Source organism: Trueperaceae bacterium (genome assembly GCA_036381595.1).
Classification (GTDB): Bacteria; Deinococcota; Deinococci; order Deinococcales; family Trueperaceae; genus DASVCN01.
In genome coordinates this window covers 53659-66896 of record DASVCN010000014.1, presented here as the reverse complement: position 1 = coordinate 66896, position 13238 = coordinate 53659, and the positions used below count along the sequence as shown (strand labels likewise).

The window sequence follows — 13238 nt, the reverse complement described above, 5'->3', positions numbered from 1 at the left end:
CGATGGAGTCAGCCGACACTTCGCACCGCCTGCTGCCTGCCTTCGAGCCGACCATCGCGGAGAGAGAGGATCAGATCCGTCCTCGCGGCGAGTTCGGCGTCGTGGGTAACGACGATGACGGTTCGTCCCTCGTCGGCGATCTGGCGCAGTGCCTGGAGGACCACCGCACCCGACCTGCTGTCGAGGTTGCCGGTAGGTTCGTCGGCGAAGAGGACCTGGGGGTCGTTGGCGAGCGCACGAGCCAGGGCGACTCTCTGCCGCTCACCACCCGACAGCCGGTAGGGGAGTTGAGCGCCGCGCTGCGAGAGGCCGAAACGCTCCAGCAACTCGTCCGCCCGCTCGAGCCTGCGCCCGGCCGGCACGCCGGCGAGAGCCAGTGGCAGCGCGACGTTCTGTCGGGCGGAGAGCACCGAGACGAGGTTGTACGACTGGAAGACGATCCCGAAATGGTTGCGGCGGAGGATAGAGCGTTGCCACTCGGGCAGATCGCTCAGCGACCGCTCGCCCAGCAGCACCTCACCGCTGGTCGGGCGGTCGAGGCCGGCGAGCAGGTTCAGCAGGGTGGTCTTGCCCGAGCCTGAGGGGCCCATGATAGCGGTGATCCGGCCGCGGTCGAAGGTGTGGTCGAATCCGACGAGAGCCGTGATCGCTCCGGAGGGGGTGGTGTACACCTTGCCGAGGTCCCGGGCGCGGAGCTTGCCCGAGGCTGCAGTCGCTTCCGTCAACGGCCACCCCCTCCGCCGCCGCCACCCCCGCCGCCTCCGCCGCTGCTGGAACCTCCCGAGGAGGCCGACGCGGAAGCGCTGGACAGAGCCGAGGAGAGTGATGAAACGGAACTGGTTATGGCGCCGAAGTCGGTGATGCTCGCCAGGCGCCCGGCGTCTGCGGTCAGCCAGGCGCCGCGGGAAGCGAGCTGCGCCTCGTCGAGGCCGCGTAGCGGTGCGGCGCGACGCAGGTTCCGAAGGAATCGATCGGCAACCCCTAGGACCGCCGCGTAGCAGTAGTAGCGGTCCCAGAGCATGAAGAAGTCGTCGGGGGCATCTTTCATGCGTGTGTAGTCCGAGAGTGTCCTGCGGAAGCCCTGCCAGCCGTACACCTGGGCCGCCACTTCGGGCCGCCAGCTGGGGAGGGCCAGGAAGGCGATCACCACCATTCCGACGGCGAGGACCGCGAACACTACGAGAGCTCCCTGCGAGGGGCCCATCGCGAACATGCCGAGGCCGAACAGCGCCGCTGCCGCGAGGAGCGACCGGAGGGCCCAGGCGGTCGAGGCGCGGCGGCTCTCCTCGGTGGTCAAGGGCCCGTCCAGCCGCTTCTCTATCCAGGCCCTGACTCCCTGGCCCCAGGCCGACAGGAAGCGGGCCCCTCGTCTCTCCGAGTACCGCTTCAACTCCGCGAACTCGAGTTCGTTCGGGTTGCCGGGCCTGGCGGCGCCGCGCAGATAGGCCAGGACCTCCTGTTCGAACGGTTCGAGGTGGCCGTCCTCGGCGATTCCCCCGGAGGGCTCCAGTCGCATCGAGAACTTCCCGCCCTCACCCGTGAAGGTGCCGAAGTTCCGGCGGGCCAGGTCCATGATCGTAGCGCTGAAGGCGTTGCCCATCGTCGACGCGTTGAAGCGTTGGGAGAGGAGCGCGCCCACGGCCGCGGGCGGCAGGTCGCTGGGTGGTTCGAACGGGTAGCGCATGCTCGGCAGCTCCGGTTCGCTGCCGTGGCGCCGGTAGGCACCGTAGACGCCGAGCGCCAGGAGGAACAGGATGACCGCGCCCAGCACCCCCCACAGCGGACTCCGTCTCACCGCGAAGAGCCCTGCGATCCGGGCCTCGTCGCGCAGCAGCGACTCCATCCGAGGGCCTTCACCCCGGACGCTGAAGAGAGACGGGTCCATGAGCCAGCGGATCTCCACCCCTTCGCCTTCCGGAATGCGATCGAACGAAACCTCGAGTACGCGCCTGTCATCGCTCAGGCGCACCGTAGGCAGTTCGCTGTTGCCGAAGCGGTGAACGTAGGCGTCGTAGGGCGCAGCCATCGGTCCGGGTGCCTCTACGGTGAGGTCGTAGCCACGGACCGGTGGATTGCCCCGGCCGAAGATCTCCCAGTACCACTGGACGACATCGGCGTACGGGTCGACCGAACCGTGCAGCAGGTAGTGGAACCTCACCCTTCTCTCGCGCACCCGCCGCTCGTTGCGCACGACCAGTTCGGTGCCCTCACCCTCCTCGCAGCGCTGGGTGTAGGCGACGGCGTCCGGTCCGGGGCTCAGGGCACCGCTGCCGGGCAGCATCTCGATCCGCTGCCGCCCCTCGAGTTCCAGGCAGATGAACGCCTCCCCGAAGTCCCCCGACAGCGCCGTGAGCGTCCGCCTGTCGTCCACTTCGACGGTGCCGTCCCGCCGGATCGTCACGTTCTGCTCGACGTCACTCCAGCGGTACTCCTGAGAGTGAGCGGCGAAGCCGGACAGGGTGAGCAGGAGCAGGGTCAGGATGTGGATCGGTTTCACTTCACTCCCTTGCCATCGCTGCGGCGATCGGTACCCGAGCGGCGCGTGCCGCTGGCAGCAGCCCGGCGAGGAGCCCCACCACCAGGGCCACCGCGACCGCGAAGAGGGCGAGCCGGAACGTGAGCAGGGCGACCTCGAGTCCTACGAGGTCGTTCGATACGAGGTTCACACCGCCGATGCCGAGGCGTCCGAGTACGAGGCCAGCCGCTGCGCCGGCGACAGCGAGCAGTATCGATTCGCAGAGTACCAGCGCGAGGAGGAAACGCGGGCGTGCCCCCACGGCGCGCAGGACGGCGAACTCACGGGTCCGCTCGAACACGCTCATCAGGAGGGTGTTGACGACCGCGATGGCCCCCACCAGGAGGGCGATGGCGCTGATCCCCAGTCTCACCGCATCGGAGATCCGCAGACCGCGTTCGACGATTTCCAGCAGGTCCGCACGGGTCTGGAAGCCGAGTTCCGGGTACTCCTCGGCCAAGGCTGCCGCGACCTCGTCGGCGCGCGCCGGTTTGGCCAGGTCGAGTGACAGTACGCTCACCCGGTCGCTGACGCCTATGGCCTGCTGGAGAGACTGCAGCGGGACCACGACGCTGTTGCCCACCAGCGCTCCCTCAGTCTCCGCGATGCCGATGATGGTGAAGCTCGATTCCGGGTTGAGCCGCAGGACGTCGCCCAACTCGAGGTGCAGTCGCTCGGCCGCGCTCAGGCCCACCACGGCGAGCGGTTGGCCGGCTTCCGTTGGCTCGAACCAACGGCCCTCCACCAGCCTGAAACCGGTGACGTACTGCCGCGGGTCGACGTCGATGGGCATCCCCTGGAACACCATCGCCGAAGTGGGGTCGAACCCGCCCCTGACGACCAGCACCACAGGCGTCACGGAGGTTATGCCGAAGCGTTCGGCGTGCGCGCCGAGTTCAGCGGCGTAGGCGAGGTCGAGCTGAGGAATCGAGGAGAAGGGATTGTTGGCCTCGACATCCCCGTAGCTCACCTGGATGTCGGGCCCGACCGCGCCGAGCTGGTTGCTGAACACCTGCCGGAGTCCTTCGCCGAGGGAGAGGAAGATAACCATCGATCCGACCGCCACGGCGATCCCGAGGGCTGTGAGGAAGGTCCGCAGGGGCCGGCGCCCGAGGGATTGGAACGCCAGCGACCAGACCATCCTAGTCGGTCACCGCCAGCCCTCGCACCTCTCCGCTCGAGCCTAGGGTCCCGCGCTCCTGTCCCTCCACCGTCAACTCGACGCCCCCGGCATTCCCGACATGGATGTAGACCGGTAGCGGGTAGCTGAGGGTCTGACCCGCCCGAGCCGTCATGAAGGCGAGCCTCTCGCCTCCGTTGCGGCTGGTTCCGCTGTAGACCTCCAGCCAGGTGTCCTCGGTGATGGTGAGAGTCACCTCGCCCTCCTGGCCCCCTGCTGCCTCGGCGGTGTCGGGATCCCCTGGCGCTGCCGGGTTCGCTTCGGCCCCCTCCTCGGTTCTAACGGCAGAGACGGGGGTGAGGAAGAAGCTGAGATGACGGTCGCGGCTGAGGTCGAACTCCTCCTCGTACGGTACGTACCCTTCACGTTCGAGTCGGATGGTCCTTGCGGGCCTGGCGGTCACGGGTGCGGATTCGATGGGGGTGACGCCGGGCAGGGGGAATCCGTCGACGAGGACCTCCGCCCCCGAAGGGGTAGAGGTCACCGAGAGCCGGACCGTCCTTGGGAGCTCGGCCACGGGAGTTCCGTCGATGACCGCCTCGCGATCCTCCTCGACAGCGGGAGAAGCGGTCTCGGCCAGCTGGTCCTCCGCTTCGGTCGTTCCCTCGGGAAGGCCGCGGGAAGCATCGAAGAAGGTGCTGTTGAAGCCCCATAGGGCGAGCGCCACCACGGCCACGACCATCAGGGCGGTGGAGACGAGGGGTCCCCAGCGTGGTCCGTCTCCGGGCGTCTCCCACCAGCGGCCGCTGGCCGGCGGAACCGTCGCAGCGATCTCCCGGTCGCGCTCGAGGCGTTGTTCGCTGGTGTCGAAGGCGTGTGCTTCCCGGCGTTCGCTGCGGTACATCTCCTGCGCCCGCACGACGTCGAAACCCACCGCCTGAGCGAAGAGTTTGAGGAAGTTGCGGGTGTAGACGTCCTCGGGCAGTTCCGCGTAGCGCCCCGCCTCGAGCGCCTCCAGGTACTCGCGCCGTACGTTGGTGAGACCGGCGACGTCGCCCAGTTCGAGCCCTTTCTCCTGTCGTGCTTCGCGCAGGAGGTCGCCCAGTTTCGGATCTTGCGGGTAGTGCTGGTCTTCGGCGTCACTCATCGAGGGCTCCTAGGGGCCGGGGGAGCTGGAGGGCTGCGGCCAGACGGGCGGCCAGTGAGGCGTTCTCCCGTAGCAGGCGGAGGTTCACCTCTACCGTACGCCCGGAGGAGAGCTCAGCGAGCCGCCCCAGCAGGAAGGGCGTAAGGTCGCGCCCGTGGACCCCGGCCTCGCTGGCCTCTCGCTCGGCCTCCGAGCGGTAGCTGCCGAGTTCGTCCTGAGCGAGTCCTTCAGAAACCGGATTGCTTACGAGCATCCCGCCCTGCAACCCCAGTTCGCGGTGCCTGCGGAAAGCGGCGGCGATCCCTTCCGGCCGATCGAACGTTGCCGGCAGAGGCAGTTCGGTTTCTCGCACGTGGAAACCGGCGAGATGCCGCGAACGGTACCCGACGACAGGCACGCCCAGGGTCTCGAGGCGTTCGAGCGTCGCGGCCTGGTCGAGGATGCTCTTGGGCCCCGCGCACACGGTGAGTACCGGGTAGCGGGAGAGCGCGCTCAGGTCGGCCGACTCATCGAACGGTCGTTGGTGTACGCCCCCGATCCCGCCCGTGGCGAAGACCTCGATTCCGGCGGCAGCCGCCGCATGCATCGTGGTAGCGACGGTGGTGCCGGCGCTCGCCCCCTGGGCCAGGAGCGATCCCAGGTTCCAGAGAGACGCCTTCTGCGCGTCGGAACCGGCCAGTTCCTCGAGATCCTCGAGGCTGGCCCCCACCACCAGCTTGCCCTTCAGGACGGCTACGGTCGCCGGTACCGCTCCCCGTTCCCGGATCTGAGCCTCGAGCTCTTCGGCCAGTTCGAGGTTGCGAGGATGGGGGAGGCCATGGGTGATGACGGTGGACTCGAGGGCGACTACCGGTTGGGCTCTGGAGAGTGCGTCAACGATTTGCGGGGCGACACTCAGACTCACGACCACAATGATATCGCACCGCCTGCTAGCGGCCGAATGGCGAGAGAGCTCACCGTGTTAGACTCTGTCGCCGTGGACCTGCCCGACCTCACTACGGTCGCTCCGTTCCTCCAGCAGCTGACTTTCGGAGTCGTAGCCGGTTTCCTGGTGGGTTACGCGGTGAAGAAGGTCGGCAAGGTGGTGGCGGTCGTGGTTGGCCTGCTCTTCGTAGCCATCCAGACCCTCGCCTACTTCGGGTTCCTGACGGTGAACTGGGCCGAGGTCCAGGGGCGGGTCGACCCGCTGCTCGAAGCGGACAGTCTCAATAGCTTCTGGCGGGGCTTCGTGAACCTGCTCACCTACAACATCACGTTCGCGGTAGCCTTCGTTCCGGCTCTCGTGGTCGGCTTGAAGCGAGGTTGAAGGGCGTCGCGGACGCCCCTTCTGGTTGAGTGTCGAACGCTCAACCTACTTGACAACCTGCGAAAACCGGGCGTACCATTGTGTCTGTTAGCACTCCCCATCGGCGAGTGCTAAAAATGTCGGTCATCACACGAAAATCGGAGGGAAGCATGGCACAGACAGAGACACGCATGAGCCTTAGGCCTCTGGGCGATAAGGTCGTCGTGGAGATCATCGACGAGCCTCAGACGACGGCCAGCGGGATCGTCCTGCCCGACACCGCCAAGGAGAAGAGCCAGCGTGGCAAGGTTCTCGCGGTGGGACCGGGCAAGGTTCTCGATAACGGCGAGCGCGAGCCGATGGACCTCAAGGAGGGCGACACCGTCGTCTTCGCCAAGTACGGCGGCACCGAACTCGACCTGGGTGGCAAGGAGCTCATGATCCTGAGCCTCCGCGATATCCACGCGATCGTCGAGTAACAACGAATCTGACACGGGAATCGTAGAGAGAGCAAGGGAGAGAACATGGCCAAGGAACTGATTTTCAAGGAAGAAGCCCGGCGCAGTCTCGAGAGGGGCGTCAACGCCGTTGCGAACGCGGTCAAGGTGACCCTCGGCCCCCGTGGGCGCAATGTCGTGCTGGAGAAGAAGTTCGGCTCGCCGACCATCACCAAGGACGGCGTCACCGTCGCCAAGGACATCGAGCTGACCGATCACCTCGAGAACATCGGCGCCAAGCTGCTCATCGAGATCGCCTCGAAGACCAACGACATCACCGGTGACGGCACCACTACCGCCACCGTTCTCGGTCAGGCCATCGTCAAGGAGGGCCTGCGGAACGTTGCGGCCGGCGCCAACCCGCTGGCGCTCAAGCGCGGCATCGACAAGGCGGTCGAGGCCGCGGTCGAGTCGATCCGTTCGATGGCGCAGTCGGTCGAGGACTCCAAGTCGGTGGCCGAAGTAGCCGCCATCTCGGCCAACGACCCGGAAGTCGGCAAGCTCATCGCCGACGCGATGGACAAGGTGGGCCGTGACGGCGTCATCACCGTCGAGGAGTCGAAGTCGCTCGACACCGATCTCGACGTCGTGGAGGGGATGCAGTTCGACAAGGGCTACCTGAGCCCCTACTTCATCACCGACTCCGACGCCATGGAAGCGGTGCTCGAGGACGCCCACATCCTCATCTTCGAGAAGAAGATCAGCGCCCTCAAGGATCTCCTGCCGGTGCTCGAGCAGGTCGCTCAGGCCGGCAAGCCGCTCCTGATCATTGCCGAGGACATCGAAGGCGAAGCCCTCGCTACCCTGGTCGTCAACAAGCTGCGCGGCACGCTGAACATCGCGGCCGTGAAGGCGCCAGGTTTCGGCGACCGTCGCAAGGAGATGCTCAAGGACATCGCTGCCGTCACCGGCGGTGAGGTCGTGAGCGAAGAGCTGGGCCACAAGCTCGAGAACGTGCGCATCCAGCAGCTGGGCCGCGCCAAGCGCGTCCGCATCTCCAAGGACGAGACGACCATCATCGAGGGCCAGGGCAACCAGGCCACGATCGAGGCGCGCGTCAAGGCGATCCGTAACGAGATCGAGAACACCGACTCCGACTACGCTCGCGAGAAGCTCCAGGAGCGCCTCGCCAAACTGGCCGGCGGCGTCGCCGTGATCCGTGTGGGTGCCGCGACCGAGACCGAACTCAAGGAGAAGAAGCACCGCTTCGAGGACGCCCTCTCCACCGCCCGCTCGGCGGTCGAGGAAGGCATAGTGGCCGGTGGTGGCGTCACCCTGATCCACGCGGTCGATGCCGTCAAGAAGCTGGCCGAGGGACTCAGCGGCGACGAGCGTACCGGAGCCCAGATCCTCATGAGAGCGCTCGAGGAGCCGGCCCGGCAGATCGCTGCGAACGCCGGCGCCGAAGGCTCGGTCGTCGTCAACACGATCAAGGGCAAGAACGACGGCAAGTTCGGCTACAACGCAGCGACCGACGAGTATGTCGACGACATGTTCGCAGCCGGCATCGTAGACCCCACCAAGGTGACGCGCACCGCGCTGCAGAACGCTGCTTCGATCGGCGGCCTCATGCTCACCACCGAGGCCGTCATCGCCGACAAGCCGGAGAAGGAAACGGCTCCGGCAGGCGGTATGCCCGGCGGCGACATGGGCGGCATGGGAGGCATGGACTTCTAAAAGAGTCCTCCTTCACCCAGCCAGCCAGCGGGCGGTCCCAGCGACCGCCCGCTTTCTTTCGCCAATCGCGTCGTCGTCGTTGGCAGCGGCATGGGCCGCGGCACTACGATTAGCTGCTCAGCGCCGCAGCGAACGCCAACGCGGGAGGCGGCACGTTAGATTGAGGAGCCATGCGCGGAAACAGTCACCTGCCCGTCCTGGACGCCCTCCTGCCCGACGGTTTCGTCACTCCCGATTACACCGGTGGCTCGATCGCCAATCTCCCGGCGACGATCGGCGGGCTGCTTGGGGTCGATGAGGGCTGGGCGGCGCCTCCGCTCCACGGTACTCTGGCGGCCAACCTGGGCCGGGCCGACCGGGTCGTGCTCCTGCTCATCGACGGCGTAGGGCGTCAACGGTTGCAGCAGGAGTTGGACTGCTCAGGAGGTTCGATCGAGCAGCTCGTGGGGAGAGCGCCTCTGCTCGACGAAACGCTCACCTCGATAGCTCCGGCGACGACGAGCGCCGCCACGACGGTCCTGCTGGGGAACGGAGCCGGTCCGGCCGCGACCGGAATGCTCGGATACACGTTCCTGCTGCCCCGTCACGGAGTACTAGCCAACATGCTCCTCTTCCAGCCGGTCGCCGATCCCCTGGCCAAGGCCGGTGACCTGGAGCGGTGGGGACTCGTCCCCGAGGAGTTCCTGCCCACGCCATCGCTCGCCCAGGTGCTAGCTCAGGGCGGCGCTCGGACGAGCGCCTTCATGCCGTCACACCTGGTGCGCACGCCGCTGAGCCGGATGCAGCTGCGGGGGGCCAGGGTCGAGGGATACATCAACTGGACCGATGCCTGCCACAAGCTTGCGAAGTGGCTGGACGGCGCGCCGGAGATGAGCTTGGCTTACGCCTACCTCTCCGATTTCGATGCCCTCAGCCACCGAGACGGCACGAACGCTCCGTCGTGGAGCCTTACCTGGGCGAACTTCGCTGCCCACCTGCGCAGATTGATGGAGCGACCGGCCAGGCGCGACGGAACGCGAACGCTGCTCCTCGTCAGCGCCGATCACGGTCACGTGGACTGCCCGGTCGATCGGCGGCACGAGATCCAGGAGTACCCGGGCCTGCAGGACCTCAGCCTGCTGGGTCCGGGCGGTGAGGCGCGGCACGTCAACCTCTACGCCAGGGGCGGCGCGAAGGAGGAACTGCTGGCCTACTGCCGAGAGGAGCTGACCGACGCTTTCGCCGTGCTCGACGGTGCGGAAGCGCTGGCGGCCGGCCTCTACGGCCCCACCGCCGTACTCCACCCGGAGACGCCGGCCCGTCTTGGCGACGTGCTGCTGCTCTCCCGGGGCGCCAACCACCTGTGGGACCGTGAAGCCGAAGGGTCGATGGTGGGGATGCACGGATCGCTGGAGCCGGCAGAAGCGCTCGTGCCGCTCCTCGCTTTCGAGATCTAGTCCTGCTGCTCGAACTCGCTTCGGTCGCTACTTCGGGCCCTCAATCGGAGGCGAGCAGCGATCGTCCCGTCATCTGGGTCGGCACCTCTACACCCAGCAGTTCGAGAACCGTCGGCGCCACATCGCCCAGCACGCCGCCCTGCCGCAGGCCCACGCGCGAGACTCCGACCAGGATGCAGGGGACGGGATTGGTTGTGTGCGCCGTATGCGGCTCGCCCTTCTCGTCGACCATCACCTCGGCGTTACCATGGTCGGCCAGAACGATTGCCGCCCCGCTCTTCGCGAGTACCGCCTCGACCACCTCACCCATCCCCTGGTCGCTGGCCTCGCAGGCCTCGACCGCCGCTTCGAGCACCCCGGTGTGGCCCACCATGTCCGGGTTGGCGAAGTTGACGAGGATGAAGTCGTCGTTCCGCTCGCGGATCCTGCTGACCGTTGCCGCGGCGAGCTCGGACGCGCTCATCTCGGGCTTGAGGTCGTACGTGGCTACCTTGGGCGAGGGGACCAGATGATGCTCCTCCCCCTCGTGGGGCCGTTCCCGCTTGGCGTTGAAGAAGTAGGTCACATGCGCGTACTTCTCCGTTTCTGCGGTGTGGTACTGCCGTAATCCTGCCCCGGAGATGACCTCGGCAAGGCTCGGTCGCAGCTCCGGCAGTTCGAAGGCGAAGGGCGCGGAGGACTCACGGTCGTACTGCATGAGCGAGGCGAACCGGATCTGCGGCGCCTTGCACCTTCCGAACTCGTTCCAGTCCGATCCCCCGAGCAGCGCGGACGTCAGTTGCCTGGCACGGTCGGCGCGGAAGTTGAAGAAGATCACCGAGTCCCCATCCTGGATCGCACCCAGCGGCTCGCCGTCTTCCGTCGTGATCACCGTCGGCTCGATGAACTCGTCCGTCTCACCGCGTTCGTAGGCGGCGTCGATCGCCGCCACCGAACTGCGAGCGCTCCTGCTCGACCGCCCGCAGACCACCGCGTCGTATGCGCGCTCGATACGCTCCCAGCGCCTGTCGCGGTCCATCGCGTAGTAGCGTCCGCTCACCGTGGCCACTCGCGCTCTGGCGCCCCTCGAAACGATCGCTTCCTCCAACTCCCGCAGATAACCGAGCCCGCTCTGAGGAGGGGTGTCGCGGCCGTCGGTGAAGGCGTGGATGAACACCTCTCCGTCGTACTCGCGCCGCGCCAGTTCGAGCAGCGCCAGGAGATGCTCGAGGTCGCTGTGAACCCCGCCGCGGCTAACCAGGCCGAGGAGGTGCAGCCGCCTGCCCTCCGCCATCAACTCCCTGAGTACGGGATTCCGGAAGAACGCGCCGCTCTCTATCTGCTCCTGGATGTAGGTGAGGCTCTGCATCACGACCCGCCCGGCGCCCAGGTTCATGTGACCCACCTCGGAGTTGCCGATCTGACCTTCGGGCAGACCGACCGCCTTCCCCGAGGCCAGCAGGGTGGTGTGGGGCCACTCCCGCCGGTAGCGATCGAAGTTCGGTGTGTCGGCGAGAGCCACAGCGTTGCCCGGACCTTCCGGAGCAAGGCCGAAGCCGTCGAGGACGATGAGAGCGACCGGTCTGGGCATGGTTCACCTCACTGGCTCGAACCGAGAGTCGCTGGCGAGCCGTCACGAACGAGGCAAGGGTAACAGGTGACGGAGGTCGTCGCAGTTCCGAGGAACTACCCGTCCAGGTGGCCGAGTATCCGAGCGACCTTGGGCGGGAGTAGAGCCAGGTCGGCGTCGCTCACCTGCGCCGGCGCCTTCCCGAGGCGCAGCGCGAGGTAGCAGCGGGCTACCGTCTCCAGCTGCTGTCTCAGCTGGGGATCGGCCAGGACCTGCGGCAGGAGTTCAGAGAGGGTTCCGGCCAGCTCCCTCTGGGCCAGCAAGGATGCGACCGAGCGCTGCTCCTCGGAGAGCGCCGGGGTGCCGACGGAGGGGTTCACCGCCAGCCTCCCTGCGGCCGCAACCACCTGAGGATCTTCGGAGTAGCGGCGGCAGGTGGAGCACAGCCCGGTCTCGGGCGTGAGGGCGTCGCAGGTAGGGCAGTTGGACCAGCCTTCTGCCTTGCGGCGGGCCCGATAGGCGAGCATCGACTGAGCCGCCTGCAAGGCAGGTTGCGACAGCTCGTCGGGGAGTTCGAGTTCACCGAGCGCACGGGTGAGCTGCGCCAGGTCGGTCGGGTCCACCTGCACCTGCTTCGCCTCTACCGCAGGCTGCTCCTCGGCCCCGACTCGGCGTCCCGTCTGGAAGCGGATGTCGCGCACCTCTCGTGCTCCGAATTTGCCCTGGAACACGTCGAGGAAGCGTTGCCGCTGCAGCGTCAGGTGCATCGCCGTCTCGGAATCGGGCACCTCCACTATCAGCACCCCGTCAACGAGGCTGCGAGCGCGAGTGAAGGCGGCGAGCTGCTTGCCGGCCACCTGTGGCCAGAGCAGCACGGCCTGCGCCCGCTTGAGCGAGCGCTTCATCCCGCCACGCCGGAAGACCTCTGCCAGCAGCTCTGAGACGTGAGTGTCCTTAGCCACTGCTCACCCTCCCCGCTTCGATCCTCATGAGAGTGTCGTACTCGGGGGGAGCTTCTGTGCCGGTAACGAGGGCCTGATCGGCACTGCGCACGAGCCGCAGCAGGAACTCCCGTCGGGAAGGGTCGAGTTCGGCGCTGAAGTCGTCGAGCAGGAGTACCGGTGTCTCCCCGTGCCGCTCCTCCAGCAGGCGGAACTCCGCGACCCTGAGAGCCAGAGCCGCGGTGCGCGCCTCCCCACGGGAGGCGTAAGCCTGGGCGCGGTGGCCCCCTAGGTCGATGCGAAGATCGCTTCGATGGGGACCTACCACGGTCACGCCGCGAGCCCGCTCCTCTTGGCGGCTGGCGCGCAACGCTTCGGCCAGACTCGCCTCCCAGGAGCGCTGCAGTGTCACCTCGAGCCGTGATCCGCTGCCCGCTATCGCCTCGTATGCGGTCGCTGCGAGTTCAGCGATGCGGACGATCGCCCGCTCCCGCAGCTCGTCGATCTCGCTTCCCAACTCGACGAACCGGTCGCTCCATACCTCGACCCCCGCGTCGCCGAAGCCGCTCCGTAGAGCGGCGTTCCTCTGTTCGAGAACGCGTGCGAAAGCGCGCAGTACGACCGAATAGCGGGGGGAGAGACGTCCCAGCAGCGAGTCGAGATAGGCGCGCCTGCCGGAGGGGGAGCCGTGCACGAGGTCGGCGTCTTCCGGGGTTACGAGCACGGCTGCGCTGACCCGCGAGACGTCGACGACCCGGGCCGATTGGCCGTCGAGCTTGAGCGATTTTCTTCCCGGTGCAAGACCGACCTCGATCGTGCTGTTGCCATCGTCGTGATCGAGCTGCACGCCCACGAACCCCTGTTCCTCGCCTATCCGGAGGTTCTCCGCGATCTTCCCACCCGGCAGCTCTCCGGTGAGGCCCAGGTAGGACGCCTCCAGCAGATTCGATTTGCCCGCGGCGTTCCGGCCGGATATGGCGGTGAGCCCCGCACACGGCTCGAGTGTCGAGGTGGCCAGGTTGCGGAAGTTGATCTGCGTGAGCTTGCGCAGCACCACACGGCAGTGTAACG

General features: G+C 67.1%; 12 protein-coding genes. 4 read left to right on the top strand and 8 right to left on the bottom strand.

Annotated features, from left to right (window positions below):
• Nucleotides 1-8: 8 nt before the first annotated feature.
• From VF168_03950 to VF168_03930, 5 genes are read right to left on the bottom strand one after another with little or no spacing between them, the layout of a single operon-like run.
• Nucleotides 9-725 carry an ABC transporter ATP-binding protein gene (locus tag VF168_03950; GenBank protein ID HEX7003320.1) on the bottom strand — a complete coding sequence of 239 codons (717 nt, stop codon included), beginning with the start codon at nt 723-725 and terminating at the stop codon, nt 9-11.
• Complete coding sequence (locus VF168_03945) at nt 722-2497, bottom strand: DUF2207 domain-containing protein (GenBank protein ID HEX7003319.1); 1776 nt, start codon at nt 2495-2497, stop codon at nt 722-724. Before VF168_03945 ends, VF168_03950 begins: the two co-directional genes overlap by 4 nt.
• A gap of 1 nt (nt 2498) precedes the next feature.
• The gene (locus VF168_03940) at nt 2499-3656 is read right to left on the bottom strand and encodes an ABC transporter permease (GenBank protein ID HEX7003318.1); all 1158 of its coding nucleotides are present in this window, start codon (nt 3654-3656) and stop codon (nt 2499-2501) included.
• Nucleotide 3657: 1 nt separating this feature from the next.
• Complete coding sequence (locus VF168_03935) at nt 3658-4782, bottom strand: RodZ domain-containing protein (protein HEX7003317.1); 1125 nt, start codon at nt 4780-4782, stop codon at nt 3658-3660.
• Nucleotides 4775-5686: a pseudouridine-5'-phosphate glycosidase gene (locus VF168_03930; GenBank protein ID HEX7003316.1), complete on the bottom strand. Its 912-nt coding sequence runs from the start codon at nt 5684-5686 to the stop codon at nt 4775-4777. The genes VF168_03935 and VF168_03930 overlap by 8 nt, the downstream gene beginning before the upstream one ends.
• A 72-nt stretch (nt 5687-5758) precedes the next feature.
• On the opposite strand from VF168_03930, the gene VF168_03925 reads away from it, so the two are divergent.
• The 4 genes from VF168_03925 to VF168_03910 all read left to right on the top strand — a co-directional run bounded on the left by VF168_03925 (nt 5759) and on the right by VF168_03910 (nt 9677).
• Nucleotides 5759-6088: an FUN14 domain-containing protein gene (locus tag VF168_03925; protein ID HEX7003315.1), complete on the top strand. Its 330-nt coding sequence runs from the start codon at nt 5759-5761 to the stop codon at nt 6086-6088.
• A gap of 149 nt (nt 6089-6237) precedes the next feature.
• Complete coding sequence (groES, locus tag VF168_03920; protein HEX7003314.1) at nt 6238-6546, top strand: co-chaperone GroES; 309 nt, start codon at nt 6238-6240, stop codon at nt 6544-6546.
• Between the two features lie 45 nt (nt 6547-6591).
• The gene (gene groL / locus VF168_03915; GenBank protein ID HEX7003313.1) at nt 6592-8241 is read left to right on the top strand and encodes a chaperonin GroEL; all 1650 of its coding nucleotides are present in this window, start codon (nt 6592-6594) and stop codon (nt 8239-8241) included.
• Between the two features lie 170 nt (nt 8242-8411).
• The gene (locus VF168_03910; protein HEX7003312.1) at nt 8412-9677 is read left to right on the top strand and encodes an alkaline phosphatase family protein; all 1266 of its coding nucleotides are present in this window, start codon (nt 8412-8414) and stop codon (nt 9675-9677) included.
• Nucleotides 9678-9717: 40 nt separating this feature from the next.
• On the opposite strand, the gene gpmI is transcribed toward VF168_03910, so the two are convergent.
• The 3 genes from gpmI to recF form a co-directional block, all read right to left on the bottom strand.
• Nucleotides 9718-11247: a 2,3-bisphosphoglycerate-independent phosphoglycerate mutase gene (gene gpmI / locus VF168_03905; GenBank protein HEX7003311.1), complete on the bottom strand. Its 1530-nt coding sequence runs from the start codon at nt 11245-11247 to the stop codon at nt 9718-9720.
• Nucleotides 11248-11342: 95 nt separating this feature from the next.
• Nucleotides 11343-12188: a DUF721 domain-containing protein gene (locus VF168_03900; protein HEX7003310.1), complete on the bottom strand. Its 846-nt coding sequence runs from the start codon at nt 12186-12188 to the stop codon at nt 11343-11345.
• Nucleotides 12181-13224: a DNA replication and repair protein RecF gene (gene recF, locus VF168_03895; protein HEX7003309.1), complete on the bottom strand. Its 1044-nt coding sequence runs from the start codon at nt 13222-13224 to the stop codon at nt 12181-12183. Before recF ends, VF168_03900 begins: the two co-directional genes overlap by 8 nt.
• Nucleotides 13225-13238: the final 14 nt, after the last annotated feature.

What these genes read in the sequence shown, in the direction of transcription:
- VF168_03910 (HEX7003312.1), top strand. Translation starts at nt 8,412, where the DNA reads ATGCGCGGAAACAGTCACCTGCCCGTCCTGGACGCCCTCCTGCCCGAC.
- gpmI (HEX7003311.1), bottom strand. Translation starts at nt 11,247, where the DNA reads ATGCCCAGACCGGTCGCTCTCATCGTCCTCGACGGCTTCGGCCTTGCT.
- groL (HEX7003313.1), top strand. Translation starts at nt 6,592, where the DNA reads ATGGCCAAGGAACTGATTTTCAAGGAAGAAGCCCGGCGCAGTCTCGAG.
- VF168_03935 (HEX7003317.1), bottom strand. Translation starts at nt 4,782, where the DNA reads ATGAGTGACGCCGAAGACCAGCACTACCCGCAAGATCCGAAACTGGGC.
- VF168_03940 (HEX7003318.1), bottom strand. Translation starts at nt 3,656, where the DNA reads ATGGTCTGGTCGCTGGCGTTCCAATCCCTCGGGCGCCGGCCCCTGCGG.
- groES (HEX7003314.1), top strand. Translation starts at nt 6,238, where the DNA reads ATGGCACAGACAGAGACACGCATGAGCCTTAGGCCTCTGGGCGATAAG.